The sequence below is a fragment of the Cupriavidus sp. KK10 genome, assembly GCF_018223725.1.
Classification (GTDB): Bacteria; Pseudomonadota; Gammaproteobacteria; order Burkholderiales; family Burkholderiaceae; genus Cupriavidus; species Cupriavidus necator.
This window is the reverse complement of the sequence record NZ_CP073677.1, coordinates 6,581,730-6,606,370: the sequence shown is the minus strand read 5'-3', so window position 1 is coordinate 6,606,370 and position 24,641 is coordinate 6,581,730. Positions and strand designations below refer to the sequence as shown.

The following is a 24,641-nucleotide window of genomic DNA, read 5'->3' as shown; positions in this document are numbered from 1 at the left end:
GGCAATTCGGACAGCAATTCAGCAAGCAACAACGATGGCCGGAGCAGGCAAGGGCTCCGGAGGCGGGACTGTTTTTTATCAGCCGACCCATTTGACCGCAAGCCGGGTTACAAAATCCATCACACCCTGCGCTGTCTCACAATGCGAAAAACCCCCGGATATGGCGCGATTGACTAGCGAAAACCCGCACTTGCACGGTACCCCGTGGCGAAAGAGCCACCGCTATAATCGGCTGGCTTGTCTTTCGGGTAAGACAGCCCTTTACCGTGGCCCGCTTCCGGCGCCCGGCATGCGGGGCACGCCGCCGTGCCCGTTCGCAACAGGCACAGCGTTGCGCAGGCCGCCGTACCCCGGCGGCTGGTGCGTCACGGTCCGGCGCGCGGCATCATGCAAGCCGCGAGCCTGCATCCGAATCAATATCTATAAGAGGAGAAGTGGAGATGGAACGTCGTTCCTTTCTGTTGAAAGCGTCGGCCGTGGCCGCCACCGGGGCACTGGCCGCGTGCGGCAAGGGTGAAGAGAAGGCAGCGCCCGCCGCCGCCAGCGGCCCGGCAGCGCCGGCCGTGGTCGGCAGCAACCCGGCCGTGGAATGGCGCCTGGCCTCGAGCTTCCCCAAGTCGCTCGACACCATCTTCGGCGGTGCCGAACTGCTGTCGGCCCGCGTCAAGGAACTGACCGAAGGCAAGTTCAACATCAAGGTCTTTGCCGCCGGTGAAGTCGTGCCGGGCCTGCAGGTGCTGGACGCGGTGCAGAACAACACCGTGCAGATCGGCCACACCGCCGGCTACTACTACTTCGGCAAGAACCCGACGCTGTGCTTTGACACCACCGTCCCGTTCGGCCTGACCGCACGCCAGCAGAACGCCTGGATGCTGCAGGGCAACGGCATGAAGCTGATGCGCGAGTTCTTCAAGGAATACAACGTCGTCAACTTCCTGGGCGGCAACACCAATGCGCAGATGGGCGGCTGGTTCCGCAAGGAAATCAAGACCGTGGCCGACCTGCAGGGCCTGAAGTACCGCATCGCCGGCTTTGCCGGCGTGGTGCTGTCGCGCCTGGGCGTGGTGCCGCAGCAGATCGCCGGCGGCGACATCTACCCCGCGCTGGAAAAAGGCACCATCGACGCGGCCGAGTGGGTGGGCCCGTACGATGACGAGAAGCTGGGCTTCTACAAGGTGGCGCCGTACTACTACTACCCGGGCTGGTGGGAAGGCAGCGCGCAGCTGTCGTTCTACGCCTCGGCCACCGAGTACGAGAAGCTGCCGGCGCTGTACAAGCGCGCGCTGGAAACCGCCACCATCGAGGCGCACACCAACATGATGGCCAAGTACGACACGGTCAACCCGCAGGCGCTGGCCCGCCTGCTGGAAAACGGCGTCAAGCTGCGCCCGTTCTCCAAGGAGATCATGGAAGCGTGCTTCAAGGCGACCCAGGAAGCCTATGCCGACGAAACCGCCAAGAACCCGTCGTTCAAGAAGATCTACGACGACTGGCGCGTGTTCCGCAACAACCAGGCCGCCTGGTTCAACGTGGCCGAGCAGGGCTTCGCCCAGTTCAGCTTCGCGCGCAAGCTGTAAGCGGCACACGGCACCGGGCCGTCCGCGGCCTGCCGCAAACCCCATGTTCCCTCGGGAGCATGGGGTTTTTTGTTGGCCACGGCACGCGGGCGCCCGCCGGGCGGGGATCGCGCGGCGCCGGTAGAATCGCCGGCATCTACCGGAAATCCCTATGCAACTCGGCATTCTCTACGCCCTCCTGGCCTACGTCATCTGGGGGCTGCTCCCGCTCTATATCAAATCGCTGCCCGGTATTGCGCCGCTGGAGATCCTGCTGCACCGGATGGTGTGGTCGCTGGTATTCCTGGGCCTGATCCTGACGTGGCGGCACCAGTGGGCGTGGCTCGGCCGGGTGCTCAAGGACCGGCGCCTGCTCCTGTCGTTCACCGCCAGCGCGGCGCTGCTGTGCGCCAACTGGTTCCTCTATATCTGGGCGGTGTCGGCTAACCGCGTAGTCGATGCCAGCCTGGGTTACTTCATCAACCCGCTGTTTAGCGTGCTGCTGGGCGTGGTGTTCCTGCACGAGCGGCTGCGCCTGGTGCAATGGCTGTCGATCGCGGTCGCCGCGGCCGGGGTGGCCTGGCTGACGGTGGCGGCAGGCCAGTTGCCGTGGATCGCCCTGGGGCTGGCGGCCAGCTTCGGCGGCTATGGCCTGCTGCGCAAGACCGGTGCGCTGGGTGCGCTGGAAGGGCTGTCGCTGGAGACGCTGCTGCTGTTCCCGCTGGCCGCGGCGGCGCTGGCCTGGCTGTTCGCCACCGGCCAGGACAGCTTTACCCACGCAGCGCCGGGTACGCAGTGGCTGCTGCTGCTGGCCGGGCCGGTGACGGCGGTGCCGCTGCTGTTCTTTGCCGCCGGCGCGCGGCGCATTCCGCTGTCGCTGCTGGGCCTGCTGCAGTACACCGGGCCGACGCTGCAGCTGCTGCTGGGCGTATGGCTGTGGAACGAACCGTTCCCGGTGCAGAAGCAGGTCGGCTACGCACTGATCTGGCTGTCGCTGGCCTTGTATGCGGCCGAGGGGCTATGGATGAATACGCGGCAGAAGCCCGCAGTCATCCAATCCATCAATGAAGCCAACTGAAAATCAAACGATTTCATTCATCGCACGGATAACCGATACGGTGCCTGGCCACCATGTCTGCCCCGCCTGATGCCACGCCCGCGGTCCAGCGCAAGATCATTCATTGCGACTGCGACTGTTTCTATGCCTCGGTCGAGATGCGCGACGAGCCGTCGCTGCGCGGCCGCCCGATGGCCGTGGGCGGCTCGCCCGACCGGCGCGGGGTGATTGCCACCTGCAACTATGAAGCGCGCGCCTTTGGCGTGCGTTCGGCGATGCCATCGGCACAGGCGCTCAAGCGTTGCCCGGACCTGCTGATCGTGCGCCCGGCAATGGACAAGTACCGCGAGGTCTCGCGCCAGATCTTCGCGATCTATCGCGAATACACCGCGCTGGTCGAACCGCTGTCGCTGGACGAGGCCTACCTGGACGTGAGCCTGTGCACCCGCCACGCCGGCAGCGCCACCCGCATCGCCGAGGAAATCCGCCAGCGTGTGCGCGATGAAGTGGGCGTGACGGTATCGGCTGGGGTGGGGCCGAGCAAGTTCGTGGCCAAGATCGCCAGCGACTGGAACAAGCCCGACGGGCTGTTCGTGGTCAAGCCGGCGGCGGTCGATGGCTTTGTCGCCGCGCTGCCGGTGGAGCGCATCCACGGCGTGGGCAAGGTCACCGCGGCCAAGCTGCGGCGCCTGGGTGCCGAGACCTGCGGCGACCTGCGGCCGTGGTCGCCGGACCGGCTGCACCGCGAGTTCGGTGTCTTCGGGGCGCGGCTCTACAAGCTGTGCCGCGGCGTCGACGAGCGCGAGGTCACGCCCGAGCGCGAGCGCAAGTCGATCAGCGTGGAAGAGACCTATGCCGACGACCTGCCCGACCTGCAGGCCTGCATAGCCGAGCTGGAACCGCTCGTCGCCATGCTCGAAGCCCGCATTGACCGGGCTCAGGCACATGACACCATCGACAAGCTGACCGTGAAGCTGCGCTTCTCTGACTTCCGCCAGACCACGGTGGAATGCCGCGGCCACGCGCCGGACCGCGCCGTCTACGCGCGCCTGCTGGCCGAGGGCCATGCGCGCCGGGGCTTGCCGGTGCGGCTGCTGGGGGTGGGGGTAGGGACCAGCGACCGGGATACGTCGCAGCTGGAACTGTTCGACTGAGCGCAGGATTATTCCGGCGAATAATCAGACCACATGAAATCGTGATGCTTTGATAAATGGCATCAATAAACCAGCTATTGCAGGTCGTTGCGCATCACCAGCAGCCACGGCATATGCGAATTGGTGACGCCGTCGAGCCGGCCCGAATCGCCCAGCTCGATCTCCTCCATCGACACCGACTGCTGGACATTGCCGCCGATGGCACGCACCACGCGCGTGGCCGGATCCACGCCGACCACGATGTCGCAGTGCATGGGCGTGGTGCCGAAGCCGATTTCGGCGATGTCCTCGAGATAGCGGTCGCGCCCGCGCCCGGCGCAGATGATGTCGCCGGGCCGGGGCATGGCGGGGACGGGCTCGATATGGAAGGCCGGCCTGGGCAGGATGCCGTCGCGGGCGTCGACCACGTACATCGAGTGCGACTGCCCGGTCAGGAACTGGCGCTCGTCCAGCCCCGCCTTGCGCAGCACCCATGAGATAAACACCGCCGACCAGGCCCAGGACCCCTGCGTCACCTGCCGGCAGCTGGGCGCTTCGCCGACGATGCCCCAGTAGCGGCGCGCCAGCGTGCAGCCCAGGGGCGTGGCTTCCATGCCGGTGCCGTCCGGAAAGGACAGGCAACTGGCAGCGGGTGGCGGGTTGCCGTTGGTTTTGGATTCGGTGTCGGTGGTGGCGGCAGCGGGTGCCCCGGCTGCCTCTGCGGGGGACGCTGGCTGGGCCTCCAGGATCCCTGGCAGTGGCGCAGGCAGCTCCGGTGCGGGCACCGGGCTGTAGGTGACGCAGGACGTGTCGTCCCGGCCCAGCCGCACCACCTGCCCGCCCCAGCGGGCCCATTCCTGCGTGGCGATTTCGACGATGCGTTCGCGCGGCGTGGCGCCCGGGCGCGTCTCCGGCCTTTCGGTGTCGGGCAGGGCGCGCGCCTGCGGCCGCACCGGCTCGCTGACGGTGGTGCAGGCAGTCAGCAATGCCAGCGCCACGGCAACGCAAGCCGCGCGCATGGTGCCCGCAGCCTGTGGAGAAAGCTGTGGAACCGGCTGTGGAAAGCGCTGTGCATAACGCTGTGGAGATCTGCGGCGCGGCGGACGGGCGAGCATGGAGGCCCCATGTGGCACGGCACCCGGTCCGGCCTGTCAAGGCCACGGCTGGGCGCCTGTTAGAAGACTTCGCGCGCGATCGCCCCGAAGGCGGATTCAGCGATGCGGCGGATACTGCAGAAGATCAGCTTACCGCTGTGGATAACGTCCCCCGCCTGGCGCTCGCCTGCGCCCTCGGGCACCGGGCGGCGGCATGGCGGGGTCTGACAATTCGGGCCCTGCAGTGCAGCCCGTCAGGCTCACTGGTTGACAGCGTCCTTGAACTTCTGGCCAGCCTTGAACTTCACGGTCTTGGCTGCTTCGACCTTGATTTCTTCGCCGGTACGCGGGTTGCGCGCCATGCGCTCGCCACGCTCGCCCTTGCTGAACGTGCCAAAGCCAATGAGGCTCAGCGTGTCGCCCTTGGCCACTGCGTCCATGATGGCCGACAGGGTCACGTTCAGTGCCTGTTCTGCCTTGGCCTTGGTCAGACCGTCCACCCCGGCTGCGATAGCGTCGATCAGTTCGGTTTTCGTCATGCTTCACTCCGTATCGAGTTGATAAAACACAGGCGTCCGCATGCCGGGCGGCCTGGCTGGCACCGCTTCGGCAAAGACGCCGCGGGCCACATGATACCGTGTCGGGCAAGGCGCACCGGGAACAGATTGTTACCTGGCAGTTTCCGCGAGGCCGCGCCAGGCTGGGCTTCGCGGCAAATCGACGCAGCCGGGCGCAGCCATGGCAAGTGGCGGAAGGTGACGAAAGCGCCCTAAGGTGACAGGGCAGGGCACCGGGGTTCGTGCAACGCGATTGAGGGCATGTGCCCTTGCCCATCCGTCGCCAGAGCCCCTCAGAGGCCCTCTGCGCACGCTCAGGCGTATTGGACAGGGCTGGAGAGCCAGCGTCGGCCAGAAGCGCTTGCAGGCGCTCTGGGAGCCTCGGATGCACGAACTGCACTATGTTGCATGTTGTCGGATCATGGGCCTGGCGGCGAACCGCGCGGCTATTCGGCGCATGCATGGCGCCTTGGGGATCGGTTACAGCCCGGCCCCAGATCCTGTCGCCAGCGTATACGCGCAAGCTGGTGTGATTGGGCGTATACGCCCGAGGTATACGCCCCCGATCAAACCCAAAACCACCAAGTCTCTCGCTATCGCGTCGTTTACGGCCCCGGCCATTCGGATGAAGCCTTTCGGGGCCTTCCTTCTTTCGCTGACGTGCCTGGCTCGTTCTTTCGGTTTACCTTTTTCTTTCATGTATACAAATAGTAGTAGTAGGTAAACACCCGCCCCCGCTGTGGAAAACCGTGTAAACGTCTTTCGCTTCAAAGGTTTACGTAAACGAGAAGTGGTCGTATCCAATGTTGGCCGAGGTGGATGACTCAGCCCGATGGGCGAGGCCGGTGCCGAACCCCCTCCGACTTATGCCTGAGGCATCCCCATGCCAGCCCCAGGCAGCCCACATCCAATCCGCGTGCTTGTCCACAGTTCCGGGCGGGGTTATCCACATACGCGCAGGTAAACGCGCGTCGCGGCTGGGGTGTAAACGGGGTGCCGTATACCTGTCGGCTGCACCCAAAGGCGTATACGGTGAGGGCGCCGGAAAAAGGACGTTACGTATACGTGTCACGGTTGCACCGGTATCATCCTCGATCGCGCCGGAACGGCCGGCACAGCGGGCCACTCAGGCACAACAGGCGACGAGCACGGAAAGGCAAATGGCGGACAAGGCAAAGCGCAAGGCAGCAGGCGAGGGCAGGAAGAAGACGGCGAGCGACCGGATCGAGGTGCGCCAGTCAGGCGTGCACGGCAAGGGCGTCTATGCGATCGGCCCGATTGCCGAAGGCGAACGCGTGATCGAGTACAAGGGCGAGCACATTTCGTGGAAGAAGGCGCTGGAGCGTCATCCGCACGATCCCAGCGATCCCAACCACACTTTCTACTTCAGCCTGGACGACGGCAGCGTGATCGACGCCAAGTACGGCGGCAACCGCGCGCGCTGGATCAACCATGCCTGCGAACCCAACTGCGAGGCGCGCGAGAAGAAGGGCCGCGTGTTTATCCACGCGCTGCGCGATATCGCCCAGGGCGAGGAACTGTTCTATGACTACGGCCTGGTCATTGACGCGCGCTATACGGCCAAGCTGAAGAAAGAGTTCGAGTGCCGCTGCGGCAGCCCGCAATGCCGCGGCACCATGCTGGCGCCGAAGGAAAAGAAGAAGAAGGACAAGTAAAGCGCGCGTCTCGACCCGCGCCGCCGCCAGCGCAGCAGCGGGTTCAGGCCACCGATCCTGGCGGTTCGCAGGGGATCCGGATCACGAAGCGCATGGTCGGCCGCCGTTCCGGCGCGCCGCCCGCCGCCGGTGCATCGCCAGCCGCACCCGGCACCGGCGGCACGTCCTCGATGCGGATGGTGCCCTGGTGCAGCGTCACGATCTCATGGACGATGGCCAGCCCCAGCCCGGCGCCGCCGCTGTGGGCCGCCCGCCCGCCGCCCGGCTCGGGGGCGCGGTCGCCACGGAAGAAGCGCTTGAAGACTTCCTCGCGCCGCTGCGGCGGGATGCCGGGGCCATTGTCTTCCACCATCACCACCGCCATGCCGCGGTGACCCATGGCCTCGCCGCCGGCGCGCACCGTGATGCGCCCGCCCGCGGGCACGTACTTCACCGCGTTGTCGATCAGGTTGGACAGGGCCTCGCGCATCAGCAGCCGGTTGCCGCGCACCACCGCGGGCGCGCTGCCGGTGAAGGTGGGGCCGGGCAGGATCTCGAAGCCCAGGTCGATGCGTTGCGCCAGCGCCTGCGGCACCCATTCGGCGCCGATCTCGAAGGCCAGTTCGGCCAGGTCGAAGTGTTCCACCGGACCGAGACGCTCCAGCGACAGCCCGGGCTCGGCGCGCGCCAGCGACAGCAACTGGTTGGACAGCCGCACCGCGCGGTCGGCGGCGGTCTGCACCTCGCGCAGCGCATGCCGGGCGACTTCCAGCGAATCGGCTTCCTGGGCCCGGTCGGCATGCAGCTTGACCGCGGTCAGCGGCGTGCGCAGCTGGTGCGCCGCATCGGCAATGAACTTGCGCTGCGCGTCGAGCGCGTCGCGCAGCCGCGCCAGCAGCGCATTGAGGCCGCGGATCAGCGGCGCCACCTCGGCCGGCACCTGGGTCTCGTCCAGCGCGGCGAGCGAGCGGGCAGTCTGCCGGTTGAGCTTGTCGGCCAGGATCTGCAGCGGCACCAGCTCTTCCTTGAGCACGTGCGACAGGATCAGGCTGCCGACCAGCAGCAGCAGGATCAGCGGCACCGACACCGACAGCAGGATCTCGTTGGCGGCGGTCTCGCGCCGGTCCAGCAGCTCCGCCACCTCCACCACGATGGGCCCGCGCGCGGCTTTGCCGGCCTCGCTGGTGCCAAGTTCGTCCACCGCGGCGCTGGGCAGCATCACCGGCAGCCGCACCGCGCGCACCTGGCGGCCGCTGAACCAGGCATAGAACAGGCGCGCGTCGTGCAGCGTGGTCTGGCCGGTGCCGTAGCCCAGCCAGGTGTCCATGCCGCCGATCAGCCCGTCGGGGCCGTGGATGCGCCAGTAGATGCGGTCGGTGCCCTCGGCCTCGACCAGCGTCTGCGCGATCATCGGGATGTCCTGCTCCAGGCGCGGGCCGGCAATGCGGATCTGCTGGGCGATGTTGTTGGCCACGCCATACAGCGCGCGGTCGAATACCTGCGTGGTGTAGTGCGCCGCCAGCCAGTACGACAGCGAGCCGCTGGTCAGCACCAGCGCAAACAGCGGCGTGGCCAGTGCGCGCAGCAGGTGCGCGCGCAGGCTGATGTTGGAGCCGGGGCGGGAGGCCTGGCGCGTCGCCGCGGGCGCAGGGGTGGCGCCCGCGGCGTCAGCCGTGGCGGAAGATGGGGGCACGTTCCGCGTTGCGATGCGGGAGGCCGTGCGCCAGGAAATCCGGGAGGAGGTGCGGGAGCGAGGCCACATTGCCGGCTAGGCCGAAGGACAGGGCCGCGTGTCGGATAACCGCGGCGGCCGGAGCGGTTTCATTGTCCGGCGCGGATCTGCAGCAGGTAGCCGAAGCCGCGCACGGTGACGATCTCGACATCGCTGTCCTCGAGCTTCTTGCGCACGCGGTGCACATAGACCTCGATCGCGGTGTCGCCCACAGTATCGCCGCCTTCGCCGGCGGGGTGGGCAAAGGTAGCCAGGTGGTCCTGCAGCTGCGCCTTGCTGACCACGCGGCCCTGGCGCTGCAGCAGCAGTTCCAGCACCGCGAACTCGCGCGGCGACAGCTCCAGCGGGCGGGCGTCGATAAACATGCGGCGGTCGTTGCCCGACAGCCGCAGGCGCCCCAGGCGCACGTCGCGCTCGGGTGCGGCCTCGCCCTGCTGGCTGCGGCGCAGCAGCACGCGCACGCGGGCTTCCAGCTCGGGCAGGGCGAAGGGTTTGATCAGGTAGTCGTCGGCGCCGGCGTTCAGCCCCGAGAGCTTGTCTTCCAGCTCGTCGCGCGCAGTCAGGATGATGACCGGGGTGGTGCGGTTGCGGGCGCGGTAGCGCGCCAGCAGGGTCATGCCGTCGATGCCGGGCAGGCCCAGGTCCAGGATGACCAGGTCGTGCTGCTCGCGCTGCAGATGTTCGGTGGCATAGACGCCGTCGTGGACGACGCGCACCTGGTGGCCGGCACGGGACAGGCCGGCTTCGACGCCGCTGGCAATCTGGCGGTCGTCCTCGATCAGCAGGATACGCATGGCGGCAGCTCGGGCAGGAAGTTGGGCATGGCTGGAGGGAAGGCCTCTTGGCGCACACGGAAGGTGCGGGCCTGCCGCAGATTGTACTAGGCGCAGGCGCCCGGTTCCTTACGGATTGCCTACAGCTGCCCGATCCGGCTGCCGCCGCGCCCGCGCTTAGTCGGTCACCGCGTCGGCGGCGCGCTCGATGAAGTGGGCCAGGTCGATGTCGCGCTGGGTCAGGCCGTTGGCATCGTGCGTGGACAGCGTGATGTCGACCCGGTTGTAGACGTTGAACCATTCCGGGTGGTGGTCGGCCTTCTCGGCCTGGATCGCCACGCGGGTCATGAAGCCGAAGGCGGCATTGAAGTCATGGAAGGTGAAGCGCTTGAAGATCGCGTCGCGGTCCTGGACGGTGGTCCAGCCGGGCAGGTCTGCCAGCAGCGTGGCACGGGCTTGCGGGGAAAGCGGAGTCATAGGGGGCTCGATCTGGTCGTAACGAAAACGAAGGCCGCAAATCAATGCGGAAAGCCGGCCCGCCCGCGCCGTGGCGGCGGGCATGCCGGCATTGTTTCACAAAGCGGGAAGCGGGGCAGGGCGCGCCGGGTTTGCCGGCGAGGGCCGGATCAGATGTCTTCGGTATCGGCCCAGCCTTCGCGGGTGCCGACATTGAGCACCTGGTCGCCCGGGGCTACGTCGCCCGCGCCAAGCGTCGGCTGCGCGCGCAGTTCTTCGTACAGTGGCGCAAAGTCCGGGCGGGTGGCGTCGAACAGCTGTTCGAAACTGTCGATCACGAAGTAGGTCTTCTGGAAGGTGTCGATGCGGTAGCGCGTGCGCATGATGCGGCGCACATCGAAGCCGATCCGGTTGGGGCTGGCCGAATCCAGGCTGTAGATCGACTCGCCCTGGCTCGACAGGATGCCCGCGCCGTAGATGCGCAGGCCCTGCGGGGTGCGGATCAGGCCGAATTCCACCGTGTACCAGTACAGCCGCGACAGCATGTCCAGCGCGCCCAGCCCGGCCGCCTTCAGGCCACCCTTGCCGTAGGCCTCCATATAGTCGGCAAAGACCGGGTTGATCAAGAGCGGCACATGGCCGAACACGTCGTGGAAGCAGTCCGGCTCCTGCAGGTAGTCCAGCTGCTCGGGCTTGCGCATCCACCAGCTGGCCGGGAAGCGGCGGTTGGCCAGGTGCTCGAAGAACACCTGGTCCGGCACCAGGCCGGGCACGGCCACGACTTGCCAGCCGGTGGCGCGCATCAGGGTTTCGTTGAGCTGGTCGAAATCGGGGACGCGGTCCTTGTCCATGCCCAGCGTGGCCAGGCCCTGCAGGAATTCATCGCTGACACGGCCCTGCAGCATCGCGGCCTGGCGCTCGTATAGCTTGCGCCAGATGGCGTGGTCGGTGCTGGTGTAGCGGTGCACCGGCTGGGCGATGGTGAAGTCCGGGCGCAGTTCCTGGCCGGACAGCAGGCCGGCGTCGAACTGTTCCTTGAGCTTGTCGGTCAGGGTGCCCTGGAAGGCGCCGGGGGCTTCGGTGGCCGTGGCGATGGACATGGTGCGCGTCTCCTTGTAATGCGTGCTTGCTGCATCGGCGGCAGCATGAATGCGGATTTACTGCGTAGTTTAGACAGCCGAGCGCGCAGAAAGGCCGCAAAATCCGCTTGTTTTGGTGTGGTGGCGCATATAATGTGCATCGTTCAAATAAAGAGTGCGGAATTTGTGTATGGCTGCCTCCGGCGTCTCCCTGGACCCCTTCGACCTCGCGCTGCTGGCCGTCCTGCAGGCCGACGGCCGCACCACTCACCAGCAACTGGCCGAACGCGTGCACCTGTCGCCCAGCCAGGTCGGGCGCCGGCTGGCGCGGCTGGAAGCCGACGGCGTCATCACCGGCTACCGCGTCAACCTGTCCTCGCAGGCGCTGGGCCTGGGGGTGATGGTCTTTATCAGTGTCAAGCTGGCCCACCATGCCGACACCATCATCGAACGCTTCCGCGAAGAGATCCTGTTGCTGGAAGAGGTGCAGGAGTGCTATTCGGTGGCCGGCGAGGCTGACTACCTGATCCGCGTGGTTGTGCCAGACCTGCCCACGCTGGCCGAATTCACCATGAAGCGGCTGATGCGCGTGCCGGGTGTGGAAAGCGTGCGTTCGAATATCGTGCTGACCGCCATCAAATGCGACGGGCCCTTGCCGCTGTCGCACCTGCGCTAAAACTTTTCCTGCGGCGCGTTGCAGGTTTGCGTGCCGGTCTTGCGCTCCTGTGGCGTGCGTGTCACCCTCGCCGGGTGCCGCAAACGTGGCGGGAACGGAGGATGGCAGGATGAAGGGAATCGTCGCCCGAGCCGATCGGGGTCTTGGCAGGTTGCCAATGCAATCGCATGAGTGGCGCGCAGTCCTGGCCCTGGTGGCCACGCTTGGAATCCTGGCCGCCGGCGGCGCGCAGGCCGCGCAGGTGACCCGCTTCTCCCCCGAAGGCACGGTCGGGCAGGTCAGGCAGGTGGCGATCCGCTTCGACGAGGCCATGGTGCCGATGGGCGACGTCCAGGCCACCGCGCCCGCGGCGGTTTCCTGCACTGGTGCCGGCACCGGCGGGCAGGCCCGCTGGATCGATGCGAAGAACTGGGTCTACGACTTTGCCAGCGACCTGCCGCCGGGCGTGCGCTGCACCGTGCGCATGCGTACCGGCCTGCGCAGCGTGGCCGGCACCGCCTATGCCGGCCGCCCGGAGTACCGGTTCGAGACCGGCGGCCCGACGGTCGTCTCCAGCCGGCCTGCGGGCGGCGAGATCGAGGAAGACCAGGTCTTTGCGCTGCGCTTCAACGGCGCCGCCACCGCGGCCTCAGTGCGCGAACACGCCTGGTGCCAGGCGCAGGGGCTGGGCGAGCGCATCCCGGTGCGCCTGCTCGCTGACAAGGAGCGCGATGCCGTGCTCGACGCCATCCACTGGGAACGCATCGCCAAGCAGGCGCCAGATGCCGTGCACCTGCTTGCCTGCCAGCAGCGGCTGCCGGCCGCGGCGCGGGTGCAGCTGGTGCTGGGAGCGGGCATTGCCACCCCCTCCGGCGTGGCCACGCGCGATGAGCGCCGCTTTGACTACACCGTGCGCGACCCCTTCACCGCCAGCTTCAGCTGTGAGCGTGAACACGCGCAGTCGCCGTGCACGCCGCTGCGGCCGATGTCGGTCAGCTTCTCCTCGCCGGTGCCGCGCAAGCTGGCCGAGAGCGTGGTGCTGAAGACGCCGTCCGGCCCGCGCGCGCCGCAGTTTGATCCCAACCTGGCGCCGGACGCCAGCGTCAGCGCGCTGACCTTTGCCGCGCCGTTTGCGGAGAAGGCCCAGTTCACCATCGAAGTGCCGCGCAACCTGAAGGACGACAGCGGCCGCTCGCTGGCCAATGCCGACCTGTTCCCGCTCAAGGTGGCCACCGCATCGATGCCGCCGCTGGCCAAGTTTGCCGCGGCGCCGTTTGGCGTGGTGGAACGCTTCGGCGAGCTGCCGCGCGGCAAGGCGCCGGCCGACTACCCGCCGCTGCTGCCGGTGACGCTGCGCAACGTCGAGGCTGACCTCGCCGTGCGCGGCGTGCAGGCCGGGGCCGGCACCGTGATGAAGCTGCGCGTGGACGACGACACGGCCGTGATGCAATGGTTTGGCCTGGTGCGCCGCATGCATGAGGCCAGCTATACCCGGCCCGAGCTCGACGCCGTGCTGGCGGGCCGCTCGCCGTATCGCGTCAACAACCCGCGCAATGCGGTGTCGATCGAGACGCGTTCGGTGTCTCTGCTCGAGCGCGCCCCCGGCGTGCAGAAGCTGGCCGTGCCCAAGCCTTCGGGCGATGCGCCGCGGCCGTTCGAGGTGGTGGGCATCCCGCTGCCGGAACCGGGCTTCCATGTGGTGGAGATCGCCTCGCCGATGCTGGGTGAGTCGCTGCTGGGCAAGCGCGCGCCGATGTACGTGCGCACCGCGGCGCTGGTTACCAACCTGGGCGTGCATTTCAAGCTGGGCCGCAGTGCCGGCAATGAAGACGATGGCAGCCGCAGCGGGCTGGCCTGGGTCACCGCGCTGGACGACGGCAAGCCGGTTGCCGATGCCGCCGTGGCGGTGCGCGACTGCAGCGGCCGCCTGCTGGGCGAAGGCCGTACCGACGCCAGCGGCGTGGTGCGCTTTGCCAGTCTGGCGGCCGCGCCCGAAGGCGCCTGCGACCAGAACGGGCTGTCGGGCTATTTCGTCTCTGCCCGCATCGGCGTCGGCCACCCGCAGGCACGCGGCAAGTCCGACATGGCCTTCGTGATGTCGGACTGGAACCGCGGCATCGAGAGCTGGCGCTTCAATGTGCCGACCGACACCAGCACCGCACCCACGGTGCGCGCCCACACCATCTTCGACCGCACGCTGCTGCGCGCCGGCGAGACCGTGTCGATGAAGCACCTGATCCGTGCCGAGACCGCGCAGGGTTTTGCCCTGCCGCCGGCCAGCCGCCCGCTGCCCACGCGCGTGGTGATCCGCCATGAAGGCAGCGGCCAGACCTACGAGCTGCCGCTGCAATGGCGCCAGACCGCGACCGGCGGGCGCAGCGCGGAGAGCACCTTCCAGGTGCCGCCGGCGGCCAAGCTCGGGGTCTACAGCGTGGAGCTGCAAACGCAGAAGGGCGAAGGCGCGCAGGACAATGGCGGCGCGCGCAGCTACACCAGCGGCAGTTTCCGGGTCGAGGCATTCCGCTTGCCGGTGCTGGCCGGCACGCTGCAGGTGGCAGGCAAGGCGGGGCCCGTGGTCGCGCCCGCCGAACTGCCGGTCGGCGTGGAGATCCACTACCTCTCCGGCGGCGGCGCGGCCGGGCTGCCCGTGCGCGTGTCCGCGCTGTTGCGCGACAAATACGTCAGCTTCCCCGGCTATGACGAGTTCTCGTTCAACCCGCCGCGCGCCCAGCGCGAAAGCGCCAGCGGCGACGAGGAGATGGATGAGGGCGAGCAGAGCGATGCCAGTGCCGACGGCCAGAAGCTGGTCGCCGACAAGCTGCCGGTGACGCTCGACAAGAACGGCAACGGCACTGTCACGCTGCGCAAGCTGCCCAAGACCGAAGCCCCGCGCGACCTGCTGCTCGAAGCCGGCTTTGCCGACCCCAACGGCGAGATCCAGACCCTGCGCCAGACCGTGCCGGTGTGGCCGGCGGCGGTGGTGGCCGGCATCCGCACCGATGGCTGGGTCTCGGTCAAGCAGAAGCTGGCCGTGCACGGCGTGGTGCTGGACGTCAACGGCAAGCCGGTGGCGGATGCGCCGGTCAAGATCAACGCGCGGGCACGCATCACCACCTCGGCGCGCAAGCGCGTGGTGGGCGGCTTCTACCGCTATGACAACCGCTCCGAGACGCGCGACCTCGGCACCGTGTGCGAGACCCGCACCGATGCGCAGGGCCGTGCGCGCTGCGACGTGGCGCTGGAGCAGGCCGGCCAGATCGAACTGGTGGCGAGCGCGCGCGACAAGGACGGGCGCACCGCGCAAGCGGCCTCGACGGTCTGGGTCACGCGCCAGGGCGAGCTCTGGTTCGGCGGCGAGAACCATGACCGCATCGACCTGCTGCCGGAGAAGAAGTCCTACGCGCCGGGCGAGACCGCGGTGTTCCAGGTGCGCATGCCGTTCCGCCACGCCACCGCGCTGGTGGCGGTGGAGCGCGAGGGCATCTACCAGACGCAGGTGGTCGAGTTGCACGGCAGCGATCCCACCGTGCGCGTGCAGGTGAAGCCGGAGTGGGGGCCCAACGTCTACGTGTCGGTGCTGGCCTTGCGTGGGCGCCTGCATGAGGTGCCCTGGTATTCGTTCTTCACCTGGGGCTGGCGCCAGCCGGGCGAGTGGTGGCGCGCGTTCCGCAGCGAGGGCCGCGAATACGCCGCGCCGACCGCGCTGGTAGACCTGTCCAAGCCGGCCTTCCGGCTGGGGCTGGCGGAGATCCGCGTCGGCAATGCGGGCCACCGGCTCGACGTTACCGTGACGCCGGACAAGGCCAGCTATCCGGTGCGCGGCAAGGCGCGCGTGGCGATCCAGGTGAAGCTGCCAGACGGCAAGCCTGCCGCCAACGGCGAAGTGGCGCTGGCCGCGGTGGACCAGGCGCTGCTGGAACTGATGCCCAACACCAGCTGGGACCTGCTCGATGCGATGCTGCAGCGGCGCGGCTACGGCGTGGAGACGTCGACCGCGCAGATGGAAATCATCGGGCGCCGCCACTACGGGCGCAAGGCGGTGCCGGCGGGCGGCGGCGGCGGCAAGAGCCCCACGCGCGAGCTGTTCGACACGCTGCTGGTATGGAACCCGCGCGTGCAGCTCGACGCGGAGGGCCGCGCCAGCATCGAGGTGCCGCTCAACGATTCGCTGACCAGCTTCCGCATCGTCGCGGTGGCGGACCTCGGCCTCGGCCGCTTCGGCACGGGCAGCGCCACCATCGCCGCCACGCAGGACCTGCAGGTGATTTCCGGCCTGCCGCTGCTGGTGCGCGAGGAGGACCGCTACCGCGCCATGTTCACGCTGCGCAATACCACCAGGCGCGCGATGACGGTGCAGGCCAGCGCGCGCGGCACGCTGCTCGGCAACGAGACCAGCCTGCCGGTGCAGACCGTGCAGATCCCTGCCGGCGAAGCGCGCGAGATCGGCTGGGACGTGACCGCGCCCGCGCTGCTGGCGTACTCGCGCAGCGGCACGGTGACGTGGGAAGTGCAGGCGAGCGAGCAGGGCACGGGTGGCGCGGCCGACCGCATCAAGGTGTCGCAGCAGATCGTGCCGGCCGTGCCGGTGACGGTGCAGCAGGCCACGCTGGCGCAGGTGTCGCCGTCGCTGTCGGTGCCAATTAAGGCGCCGCCGGGTGCCCTGGCGGATCCGGCGGGCAAGGTGCGCGGCGGGCTGCAGGTCAACTTCGAGTCGTCGCTGGCGGGCGGCATGCCGGGCGTGCGCGAGTGGTTCCGCAACTACCCGTTCACCTGCCTGGAGCAGCGCGCATCGAAAGCGATCGGCCTGAACGACACCGCCGCGTGGGACGCGCTGATGACGCAGCTGCCGTCCTATCTCGATGCCAACGGGCTGGCCTCGTACTTCCCGCTGAACGCCGACGGCGACTTCGGCAGCGAAGTGCTGACCGCCTACCTGCTGGCGGTCACCGACGAGGCCGCGCGCGCCGGGCTGGCGCTGCGCATCCCCGACGCGCAGCGCACGCAGATGGAGCGCGGGCTGACTGACTTCGTCGAAGGCCGCATCCGCCGCGACAGCTGGGCGCCGGTGGCCGGCACGCAGTACCTGGAAGCGCGCAAGCTGGCCGCGCTCGAGGCCCTGTCGCGCACCGGCCATGCGCAGGCGCGCATGCTGGGCTCGATCCAGATCCTGCCGGCGCAGTGGCCGACCTCTGCGCTGCTGGACTGGACCTTGCTGCTCACGCGCATGCAGGACATCCCGCAGCGCGAGCAACGCCTGGCCGAGGCGCAGCAGCTGCTGCGCTCGCGCCTGACGGTGCAGGGCACGCGCCTGGCGTTCTCCACCGAGCGCAACGACAACTGGTGGTGGATGATGGCCGGCGGCGACACCAATGCCGCGCGCCTGCTGGCGCTGGCGTCGGAACTGCCGGGCTGGAAGGAAGATGCGCCGCAACTGGCCACCGGGCTGCTGGGCCGGCAGGTGCATGGTGCCTGGGGCACCACCACTGCCAATGCCTGGGGCATGCTGGCAGTGACGCGCTTCTCGCAGGCGTTCGAGAAGACGCCGGTGGCGGGCACCACACGGGCGAGCCTGAGCAATGCGGCCGACGCCTCACGCAGTTTCGACTGGGCGCGCGCGCAGCGCACCGACGGCGTGGCCCAGGGCAGCATCGACCTGCCGTGGCCGACCGGAGCCGACGGCGGCACGCTGCAGGTGGAGCACGCCGGCGCCGGCCATCCGTGGGCCACGGTGCGGGCGCTGGCGGCGGTGCCGGTGACCGCGCCGCTGGCCGCGGGCTACCGCATCAAGCGCACCGTGACGCCGCAGGAGCAGGCGGTGAAGGGCAAGTGGTCGCGCGGCGATGTCTACCGAGTCAAGCTGGAGATCGATGCGCAGGCCGACATGACCTGGGTGGTGGTCAGCGATCCGGTGCCTGCCGGCGCCACCATCCTCGGCAGCGGCCTGGGCCGTGACTCCCAGATCGCCACGCGCGGCGAGCAGCGCAAGGGCGCGGCCTGGCCGGCCTACACCGAGCGCACGCCGCAAGCCTACCGCGAGTACTTCGGCTACCTGCCCAAAGGCACGGTATCGGTCGAATACACGGTGCGGCTGAACAACGCCGGCGACTTCGCGCTGCCGCCCACGCGCGTGGAAGCGATGTACGCGCCCGACGTGTTCGGCGTGGCGCCCAATGCGCGGCTGGCAGTGGGGGCGCGCCCATGAGCTGGCTGTCGATGATGATGCCGGCACGCGTGCGCGAGTGGTGGATCGCGGGCACGCTGGCCGGCATCATCTACGGCGCGCTGCTGGTGCAGGTGGCGATCGAGCTGCCTGACGGCGCGCCGCTGACCGGGCATATCGCCATGCAGCCCGCATGGAAGACCGCGATGGCGGTGCTGCTGGCACGCGCCGCGTGGTTCCACCGGCCGCTTGTGGAGCGCCGCTGGCTGGTCACGGCGCTGCTGTTCTCAGCCCTGGGCGACCTCCTGCTGGCGCTGCCGACGCTGACGTTTTCGTTCATGGGCGGGCTTGGCGCCTTCCTGCTGGCGCACCTGGCCTACCTGCGCGTGCTGGTGCCGCTGGCGGGCGACACGCGCCCGCACCGGCTGATTGCGTGCGGCGCCATGCTGGGCGTGGCAGGCACCATGCTGGGCCGCTTCTGGCCCAATATGGGCCCGCTGACGGTGCCGGTGGCGATATACGTGGGCGTGCTTGCGGCGATGGCCTGCAGCGCGCTGGTGGCGCGCCTGCCCACGCCGCTGGCGGCGCTGGGGGCGCTGTGCTTTGCCGCCTCGGACATGATGATCGGCATCGCGCGCTTCCTGGTGCCGTTCGAATCCTTCCAGCTTGGCATCTGGTGGACCTACGCCGCGGCGCAGGTGCTGCTGGTGGCGGGCATCGTGGCGGGACGCAGGCAGACATGAAGCAGCGCAGTATTCGCATGGTGCTGGTGACGGCGTTGATCTGGTCCGCACCGGCCATGGCCCTGCCGTCTTTCGAGCAGGTTCGTACCGACTGGCGCAGTGCCGACGTGGTGGTGCTGGACCGCCACGGCGACACCGTGGGGCGCGTGCGCGACGACTTCCGCGCGCGCCGCGGCGACTGGGTCGCGCTGGCCGATACCTCGCCCGCGCTGCGCACCGCCATCGTGCTGTCGGAGGACCGGCGCTTCTATGCCCACAGCGGGGTCGACTGGCACGGCGTGGCGGCCGCGGCCTGGGCCAACCTGTGGAACACGCGCACGCGCGGCGCCTCGACGCTGACCATGCAGCTGGCGGGCCTGCTCGATGAGGACCTGCGCCGGCCGGGCGTGCCGGGGCAGGGCCGCAGCTTCACGCAGAAGCTGGGGCAGGCCGCGGGCGCGGCGGCGCTGGAGCGTAGCTGGAGCAAGGACCAGATCCTGGAGGCCTACCTGAACCTGGTGCCGTTCCGCGGCGAGCTGGTGGGCCTGTCGGCGATGTCGCAGGTGCTGTTCGGCAAGTACCCGGAAGGGCTCAACGCGCGCGAATCGGCACTGGCGGTGGCGCTGGTGCGTGCGCCCAATGCCAAAGCCGCTCAGGTGGCAAGCCGCGCCTGCGGCATCCTGCGCGAGATGGGCCTGCCGCGCGAGTGCGATGGCCTGGAAGGCTTTGCGCAACTGGCGCTGCTGCGTACCGGGCCGGTGGCGCAGCGCGCCGCGGCGGCCGCGCCGTCGGCGGCGTCGCCGCAACTGGCACCGCACCTGGCACGGCGCCTGGTCAGCGAGGCGCGCTCGCAGCTGGCTGCGGGCGTACCCATGCCTGCGCGTATTACGTCCACGCTCGATGCCCGCCTGCAGCGCGCGGCTGCCACCAGCCTGGACCGGCACCTGCGCGAACTGGCCGGGCGCAATGTCGAGGACGGCGCGGTGGTGGTGATCGACAATGCCAGCGGCGACGTGCTGGCCTATGTGGGCTCGTCGGGCACGCTGTCAGGCGCCGCGCAGGTGGACCACGCGGCGGCGCTGCGGCAGGCGGGCTCGACGCTCAAGCCCTTGCTGTATGAGCAGGCGCTGGAAGAGAAGCGGCTGACGGCGGCCTCGCTGCTGGACGACCGGCCGGTGAACCTGCCGGTCGGCGGCGGGCTCTACGTGCCGCAGAACTACGATCACCGCTATGCCGGCTGGGTCAGCCTGCGCGCGGCGCTGGCCGCGTCGCTGAACGTGCCCGCGGTGCGTACGCTGGTGATGGTGACCCCGCACCGCTTCCACAAGCGGCTGGTGGCGCTTGGGCTGCCGCTGACCGAGGCCGGCGACTACTACGGGTTCAGCCTGGCGCTGGGCAGCGCCGATGTGTCGCTGCTGGCACTGACCAATGCGTACCGGGCCCTGGCCAATGGCGGGCGCTACGCGCCGCCACGGCTGCGGGAAGGGGCCGCGGCCGCATCGATGACAGCGGTGATGCAGCCAGGCGCGAGCTACGTGATCGCCGACATCCTGTCGGACCGCCATGCGCGCGCGCGCACCTTCGGCCTGGACAGCCCGCTCACCACGCGCTTCTGGACCGCGGTGAAGACCGGCACCAGCAAGGACATGCGCGACAACTGGTGCATCGGCTGGTCGCAGCATTACACCGTGGGCGTGTGGGTCGGCAATGCCAGCGGCGCCAGCATGCACGAGGTCTCGGGCGTATCGGGCGCAGCGCCGGTCTGGCACGACGTCATGGAAGCGCTGCACCGCGCGCGCGCCAGCCAGGCGCCCGCTATGCCCGCCGGCGTGCAGCGCGTAGCGCTGAGCTTCGACGACGGGCTGGAGCCAGCGCGCGATGAAGTCTTTCTGGCCGGCACCGCGATCCGGCGCGTCAGCGTGAGCGCACCCGCCGCGCGCCCGACCGCACCCGTGATCGCCAATCCTGCCGACGGCACCGTGTTTGCGCTGGACCCCGACATGCCGCCCGCGGCGCAGCGTGTCTGGTTCCATGCCGAGGGCGTGGCCGGCCAGACCGCGCGCACGGTCAGCTGGCGCATGGACGGCAAGCCGCTGGGGCGCGGCGGCGAGGTGGCATGGCTGCCGTGGCCGGGGCGGCACCAGGTGGAGCTGCTCGATGCGTCAGGCAAGGTGGTGGACCGCATCGGCATCGAAGTGCGCGGCGCATCAGTGCGCGCGCCTGTGCCTGCGGCTAGGCGCTGAGGCCGGCGCGCGCTTTCAGGAAATCGACGAATATGCGCAGCTTGGGCGGCATCAACACGCGGCCCGGGTAGTACAGGTAGAAGCCGTCGAACGGCGGCAGCCAGGCGTCGAGCACAGTGACCAGCCGGCCGCTGTCCAGCGCCGGCTGGATATGGACCGGGAATTCGTAGATCAGCCCCATGCCGTCGAGCGCCGCCTGATGCAGCAGGGTCTTGTCGTTGGCGATTAGCGCTGGGCGCGTGGCCACGGTAACGGTGCGGCCGTCCTCGACGAACTCCCAGCGATAGACGCTGCCGTGCGGGCCAAAGCGGTACTGCAGGCCGGCATGCGCGTGCAGGTCGCGCGGATGGCGCGGCGTGCCATGGCGGGCAAAGTAATCGGGCGAGGCGGCCACCACCATGCGCAGCGGGCCGGTGACGGGGATCGCGACCATGTCACGCTGCAAGGCTTCGCCCAGGCGCAGCCCCGCGTCAAAGCCTTCGGCCACCAGGTCGGCGAAACGGTCGTCGGTGATCACGTCGACGGTGATGGCGGGGCAGGCGCGCATGAAGTCGGCCAGCAGCGGCCGCAGCACCAGCGCGCCGGCGGTGGTCGGGGTGGTCAGCCGCAGCGTGCCGGCTGGCATGTCGCGCTGCTGGCGGATATCGTCGGTGGCGGCGCCGATTTCTGCCAGCGCCGGCTCCACGCGCGCCAGCAACGCGGCCCCGGCTTCGGTCAGGCCGACGCTGCGGGTGGTCCGCTGCAGCAGCCGCACGCCCACGCGCGCTTCCAGCTGGCGAATGGTCTGCGAGACCGCCGAGGGGCTGACCGCCAGCGCAGCCGCGGCGGCGGTAAAGCTGCCGAGCCGCGCCACGCGCGTGAACGCGGCCAGCGCGGGCAGGGAATCGATATCGATTGTGAAGTCTGGCTTCATGATACATGCAGCGTAGCACGCTGTTTCCGCGCGGGTCGAGTGCCCATACTTGCTCCATCCGATGCACCGCCGGTGCCCGACCGGCCAACAGGAGCCCTCGATGACCGCGAACGCCATTTCCACTCCATTCCGCCAGCTGGGCAAGACCGGTCCCAGCGTCTATCCGCTCGGCCTCGGCTGCATGGGCATGAGCGACTTCTATGGGGCGCATGACGACGCCGAGTCGATCCGCACCATCCATCACGCGCTGGAACGCGGCATCAACCTGCTCGACACCGCCGATATCTACGGCCCGCACACCAACGAGGCACTGGTGGGCCGCGCCATCGCCGGGCGGCGTGGCCAGGTCGTGCTGGCGACCAAGTTCGGCCTGGTGCGCGACCCGGCCAACCCGGCCACGCGCGGTGTCAATGGCCGCCCCGACTATGTGCGTGCCAGCTGCGAGGCTAGCCTGAAGCGGCTGGGCACGGACCATATCGACCTGTACTACCAGCATCGCGTGGATCCGGCGGTGCCGGTCGAAGAGACCGTGGGGGCCATGGCGGACCTGGTGAAGGCCGGCAAGGTACGCTGGCTGGGATTGTCCGAAGCCAGTGCCGCCACGCTTGAACGCGCCCACCAGGTGCACCCGATTACGGCGCTGCAGAGCGAGTATTCGCTGTGGACCCGCGACGCGGACGAGGACGGCATCCTTGCGGCCTGCGAGCGCCTGGGCATCGGCTTCGTGCCATACAGCCCGCTGGGCCGCGGCTTCCTGACCGGTGCGATCCGCAGCCCGGAGGATTTCGACGAGGACGACTTCCGCCGTACCAACCCGCGCTTCATGGGCGAGAATTTCGCGCGCAACCTGGCGCTAGTCGACAAAGTGCGCGCGCTGGCCGCGGACAAGGGCTGCACGCCGGCGCAGCTGGCGCTGGCCTGGGTGCTGGCGCGCGGGCCGCAGGTGGTGCCGATTCCCGGCACGCGCCGCATCGCCAACCTGGACGACAACCTCGGTGCGCTGGCGGTGCGGCTGGATGCGCAGGACCTGGCCGGCACCGACGCCGTATTCCCGGCCGGCGCAGCGGCGGGTACGCGCTATGCCGCACAGGTGATGGCGTTGCTGGCGCGCTGAAGCGCATGGCCGGGCATGCGCAATAATGGCGCTTCGCAACATCTTGCCGGAGCCAGAGCATGTCCCTCGTCCCCCTCGATGCCGCCAGCACGGCGGCGCGCCTGCCGTATCCCGAACTGGCGCAGGCCATCGCCGACATGCTGGCCGAGCTGCGCGACGGCACCGCCATGGCGCCGCCGCGCATTGCGCTGCCGGTGGGCGATGCGCAAGGTGGCGAAGGCACGCTGCTGGTGATGCCCGCGCGCAACCGCAGCCTGGTGATGACCAAGAACATCACCGTCCATCCCGGCAACCCGCAGCGCGGGCTGCCCAATATCCTCGGCGAGGTGGTGGTGGCCGACGCGCACACCGGCCAGCGCATCGCCATGCTCGACGGCCCCACGGTGACGGGACGGCGCACCGCGGCCGTGTCGCTGCTGGCGGCGCAATGTTTTGCCGCGCGCACGGACGGCGAGCTGCTGGTCGTCGGTGCCGGGGTGCAGGCATTGACGCACCTGGAGGCCTTCGTGGCCGGGCTGGGCGTGCGCAAGGTGTGGCTGCATTCGCGCACGCGCGACAAGGCCGAGGCGCTGGCTGCGCACGCGCGCACGCTGGGCGTGGAAGCACAGGTGGCCGAGTCGGCCGCGGCGGTATTGCCGCGTGTATCGATGGTGGTCACGGTCACGTCCAGCCGCAGCCCGGTGGTGCCGGACCTGGACAGCGGCCTCTGGCGCGACGATCACTTCATTGCCGCAGTCGGTGCGTTCCGGCCGGACATGTGCGAACTGCCGCCGGCGCTATGCCACGTGGCCGCGGATAGCGGCCGGCTGCTGGCCGATACCCTGTTCGGTATCGAGGACGAGGCCGGCGACCTGCTGCAGGCCGGCATCGACTGGGCCGACGTGCAGCCGTTCGAGACCGCGATCCTGCGGGCCGATGCCATCCGTGCGCGGGCTGGCAGCCCGCTGGTGTTCAAGAGCGTGGGCTACGCGCTGTGGGACCTGGCCGCTTGCGTGCTGGCCAGCCGCGGATGATTACTCGCCGCCGTCCCTGGCGCGCAGCCAGTCGCTGAACAGCTCGCGCGCCGGTGCCAGGAAGCCGGCGATCGGTTCGCTGCGGTCGCTGGCATACCAGTGGCAGTAGCAGCCGTGGATGGTCGCCACCATCAGGCGCGCCATCGGCGCGGGCAGCGGGCGCCCGGGTGAGGACAGCGCATCGACCAGGTCCTGCATATGCGCGTCCCAACTGCGGCGGATCTCCTCGCGCACGCTGGGCGGTACGCTGCCTGAGAACAGCAGGGCCAGCACGACACCCTTGGCTTCCGGATTGGCCGTGAAATAGTCGGCCACCCGGTCGAAGGCGTTTTCCAGCCGCCGCGCCGCGGTCTTGCCCCGGTGCGGCTCTGCGCCCAGCCCCTCGCCGATATCCCGGAACAAGCTGGTTGCGGCTTCCGCCAGCAGCATTTCCTTGCTGCCGAAATGCCACAGCAGGCTGCTCTTGGCCACGCCGGCCTCGGCGGAGATCTGGTCGAGGGTCACCTCGGCGTAGCCGTGCGCGCTGATCAACCCGCGCGTCACAGCAATGACGCGTTCGCGGGTTTCCAGACCGCGGCGGTTCTTGGTGACGGAGGCTGGAGGCTTTTGTGCGGCCGGGCGGGTCGGTGGCATGGGCGGGGGCGAAAGACAGGTGGTGCCGGCGGCAAATCAGGAATATTCGGGCCGGATGCCTATTTGACCAGGTGCGCGGCAAGCCTCGGCCTTTAG

General features: G+C 69.0%; 18 protein-coding genes. 10 read left to right on the top strand and 8 right to left on the bottom strand.

Annotated features, from left to right (window positions below; translation table 11 throughout):
• Window positions 1-440 precede the first annotated feature (440 nt).
• The 3 genes from KB879_RS30815 to dinB all read left to right on the top strand — a co-directional run bounded on the left by KB879_RS30815 (window position 441) and on the right by dinB (window position 3,767).
• A complete protein-coding gene (locus KB879_RS30815) occupies window positions 441-1,577 on the top strand; it encodes a TRAP transporter substrate-binding protein (protein ID WP_211980449.1) in 1,137 nt (378 codons plus the stop codon).
• A gap of 151 nt (window positions 1,578-1,728) precedes the next feature.
• Window positions 1,729-2,634, top strand: a complete 906-nt coding sequence (rarD, locus tag KB879_RS30810; RefSeq protein ID WP_211980448.1) for an EamA family transporter RarD — start codon at window positions 1,729-1,731, stop codon at window positions 2,632-2,634.
• Window positions 2,635-2,687: 53 nt separating this feature from the next.
• Window positions 2,688-3,767: a DNA polymerase IV gene (gene dinB, locus KB879_RS30805; RefSeq protein WP_211980447.1), complete on the top strand. Its 1,080-nt coding sequence runs from the start codon at window positions 2,688-2,690 to the stop codon at window positions 3,765-3,767.
• Window positions 3,768-3,841: 74 nt separating this feature from the next.
• On the opposite strand, the gene KB879_RS30800 is transcribed toward dinB, so the two are convergent.
• Both KB879_RS30800 and KB879_RS30795 read right to left on the bottom strand, forming a co-directional pair.
• Window positions 3,842-4,861 carry a DUF2272 domain-containing protein gene (locus tag KB879_RS30800; protein ID WP_211980446.1) on the bottom strand — a complete coding sequence of 340 codons (1,020 nt, stop codon included), beginning with the start codon at window positions 4,859-4,861 and terminating at the stop codon, window positions 3,842-3,844.
• 239 nt (window positions 4,862-5,100) lie between these two features.
• Window positions 5,101-5,379 carry an HU family DNA-binding protein gene (locus tag KB879_RS30795; protein ID WP_012354324.1) on the bottom strand — a complete coding sequence of 93 codons (279 nt, stop codon included), beginning with the start codon at window positions 5,377-5,379 and terminating at the stop codon, window positions 5,101-5,103.
• A 1,178-nt stretch (window positions 5,380-6,557) separates the two neighbouring features.
• On the opposite strand from KB879_RS30795, the gene KB879_RS40485 reads away from it, so the two are divergent.
• The gene (locus KB879_RS40485; protein WP_211980445.1) at window positions 6,558-7,073 is read left to right on the top strand and encodes an SET domain-containing protein; all 516 of its coding nucleotides are present in this window, start codon (window positions 6,558-6,560) and stop codon (window positions 7,071-7,073) included.
• A gap of 43 nt (window positions 7,074-7,116) precedes the next feature.
• On the opposite strand, the gene KB879_RS30785 is transcribed toward KB879_RS40485, so the two are convergent.
• The 4 genes from KB879_RS30785 to phhA all read right to left on the bottom strand — a co-directional run bounded on the left by KB879_RS30785 (window position 7,117) and on the right by phhA (window position 11,113).
• Window positions 7,117-8,745: a sensor histidine kinase N-terminal domain-containing protein gene (locus KB879_RS30785; protein WP_371827381.1), complete on the bottom strand. Its 1,629-nt coding sequence runs from the start codon at window positions 8,743-8,745 to the stop codon at window positions 7,117-7,119.
• Window positions 8,746-8,873: 128 nt separating this feature from the next.
• Window positions 8,874-9,578 carry a response regulator transcription factor gene (locus tag KB879_RS30780; RefSeq protein ID WP_211980444.1) on the bottom strand — a complete coding sequence of 235 codons (705 nt, stop codon included), beginning with the start codon at window positions 9,576-9,578 and terminating at the stop codon, window positions 8,874-8,876.
• 156 nt (window positions 9,579-9,734) lie between these two features.
• Window positions 9,735-10,034 carry a 4a-hydroxytetrahydrobiopterin dehydratase gene (locus KB879_RS30775; protein ID WP_041228247.1) on the bottom strand — a complete coding sequence of 100 codons (300 nt, stop codon included), beginning with the start codon at window positions 10,032-10,034 and terminating at the stop codon, window positions 9,735-9,737.
• Between the two features lie 149 nt (window positions 10,035-10,183).
• Complete coding sequence (gene phhA, locus KB879_RS30770) at window positions 10,184-11,113, bottom strand: phenylalanine 4-monooxygenase (protein WP_013958425.1); 930 nt, start codon at window positions 11,111-11,113, stop codon at window positions 10,184-10,186.
• Between the two features lie 169 nt (window positions 11,114-11,282).
• On the opposite strand from phhA, the gene KB879_RS30765 reads away from it, so the two are divergent.
• The 4 genes from KB879_RS30765 to pbpC all read left to right on the top strand — a co-directional run bounded on the left by KB879_RS30765 (window position 11,283) and on the right by pbpC (window position 20,872).
• Complete coding sequence (locus tag KB879_RS30765; protein WP_013958424.1) at window positions 11,283-11,768, top strand: Lrp/AsnC family transcriptional regulator; 486 nt, start codon at window positions 11,283-11,285, stop codon at window positions 11,766-11,768.
• Between the two features lie 109 nt (window positions 11,769-11,877).
• Window positions 11,878-17,949 (top strand): MG2 domain-containing protein, encoded by a 6,072-nt coding sequence (locus KB879_RS30760; protein ID WP_211980443.1) that lies wholly within the window; start codon window positions 11,878-11,880, stop codon window positions 17,947-17,949.
• Window positions 17,946-18,650, top strand: coding sequence for a lysoplasmalogenase (locus KB879_RS30755; protein ID WP_211980442.1), 705 nt, complete (start codon window positions 17,946-17,948; stop codon window positions 18,648-18,650). The genes KB879_RS30760 and KB879_RS30755 overlap by 4 nt, the downstream gene beginning before the upstream one ends.
• Window positions 18,647-20,872, top strand: coding sequence for a penicillin-binding protein 1C (gene pbpC, locus KB879_RS30750; RefSeq protein WP_249221215.1), 2,226 nt, complete (start codon window positions 18,647-18,649; stop codon window positions 20,870-20,872). Before KB879_RS30755 ends, pbpC begins: the two co-directional genes overlap by 4 nt.
• Here the strand turns inward: pbpC and KB879_RS30745 are convergent.
• On the bottom strand, window positions 20,862-21,785 hold the full coding sequence (locus KB879_RS30745; protein WP_041228246.1) for a LysR family transcriptional regulator: 924 nt from the start codon (window positions 21,783-21,785) through the stop codon (window positions 20,862-20,864). The two genes, pbpC and KB879_RS30745, sit on opposite strands and share 11 nt — an antisense overlap.
• A gap of 100 nt (window positions 21,786-21,885) precedes the next feature.
• Here KB879_RS30745 and KB879_RS30740 point away from each other — a divergent pair, with 100 nt between their 5' ends.
• Complete coding sequence (locus KB879_RS30740) at window positions 21,886-22,899, top strand: aldo/keto reductase (RefSeq protein ID WP_211980441.1); 1,014 nt, start codon at window positions 21,886-21,888, stop codon at window positions 22,897-22,899.
• 59 nt (window positions 22,900-22,958) lie between these two features.
• On the top strand, window positions 22,959-23,912 hold the full coding sequence (locus tag KB879_RS30735; RefSeq protein WP_013958418.1) for a delta(1)-pyrroline-2-carboxylate reductase family protein: 954 nt from the start codon (window positions 22,959-22,961) through the stop codon (window positions 23,910-23,912).
• On the opposite strand, the gene KB879_RS30730 is transcribed toward KB879_RS30735, so the two are convergent.
• Window positions 23,913-24,545 carry a TetR/AcrR family transcriptional regulator gene (locus KB879_RS30730; RefSeq protein ID WP_153956031.1) on the bottom strand — a complete coding sequence of 211 codons (633 nt, stop codon included), beginning with the start codon at window positions 24,543-24,545 and terminating at the stop codon, window positions 23,913-23,915.
• Between the last annotated feature and the right edge of the window lie 96 nt (window positions 24,546-24,641).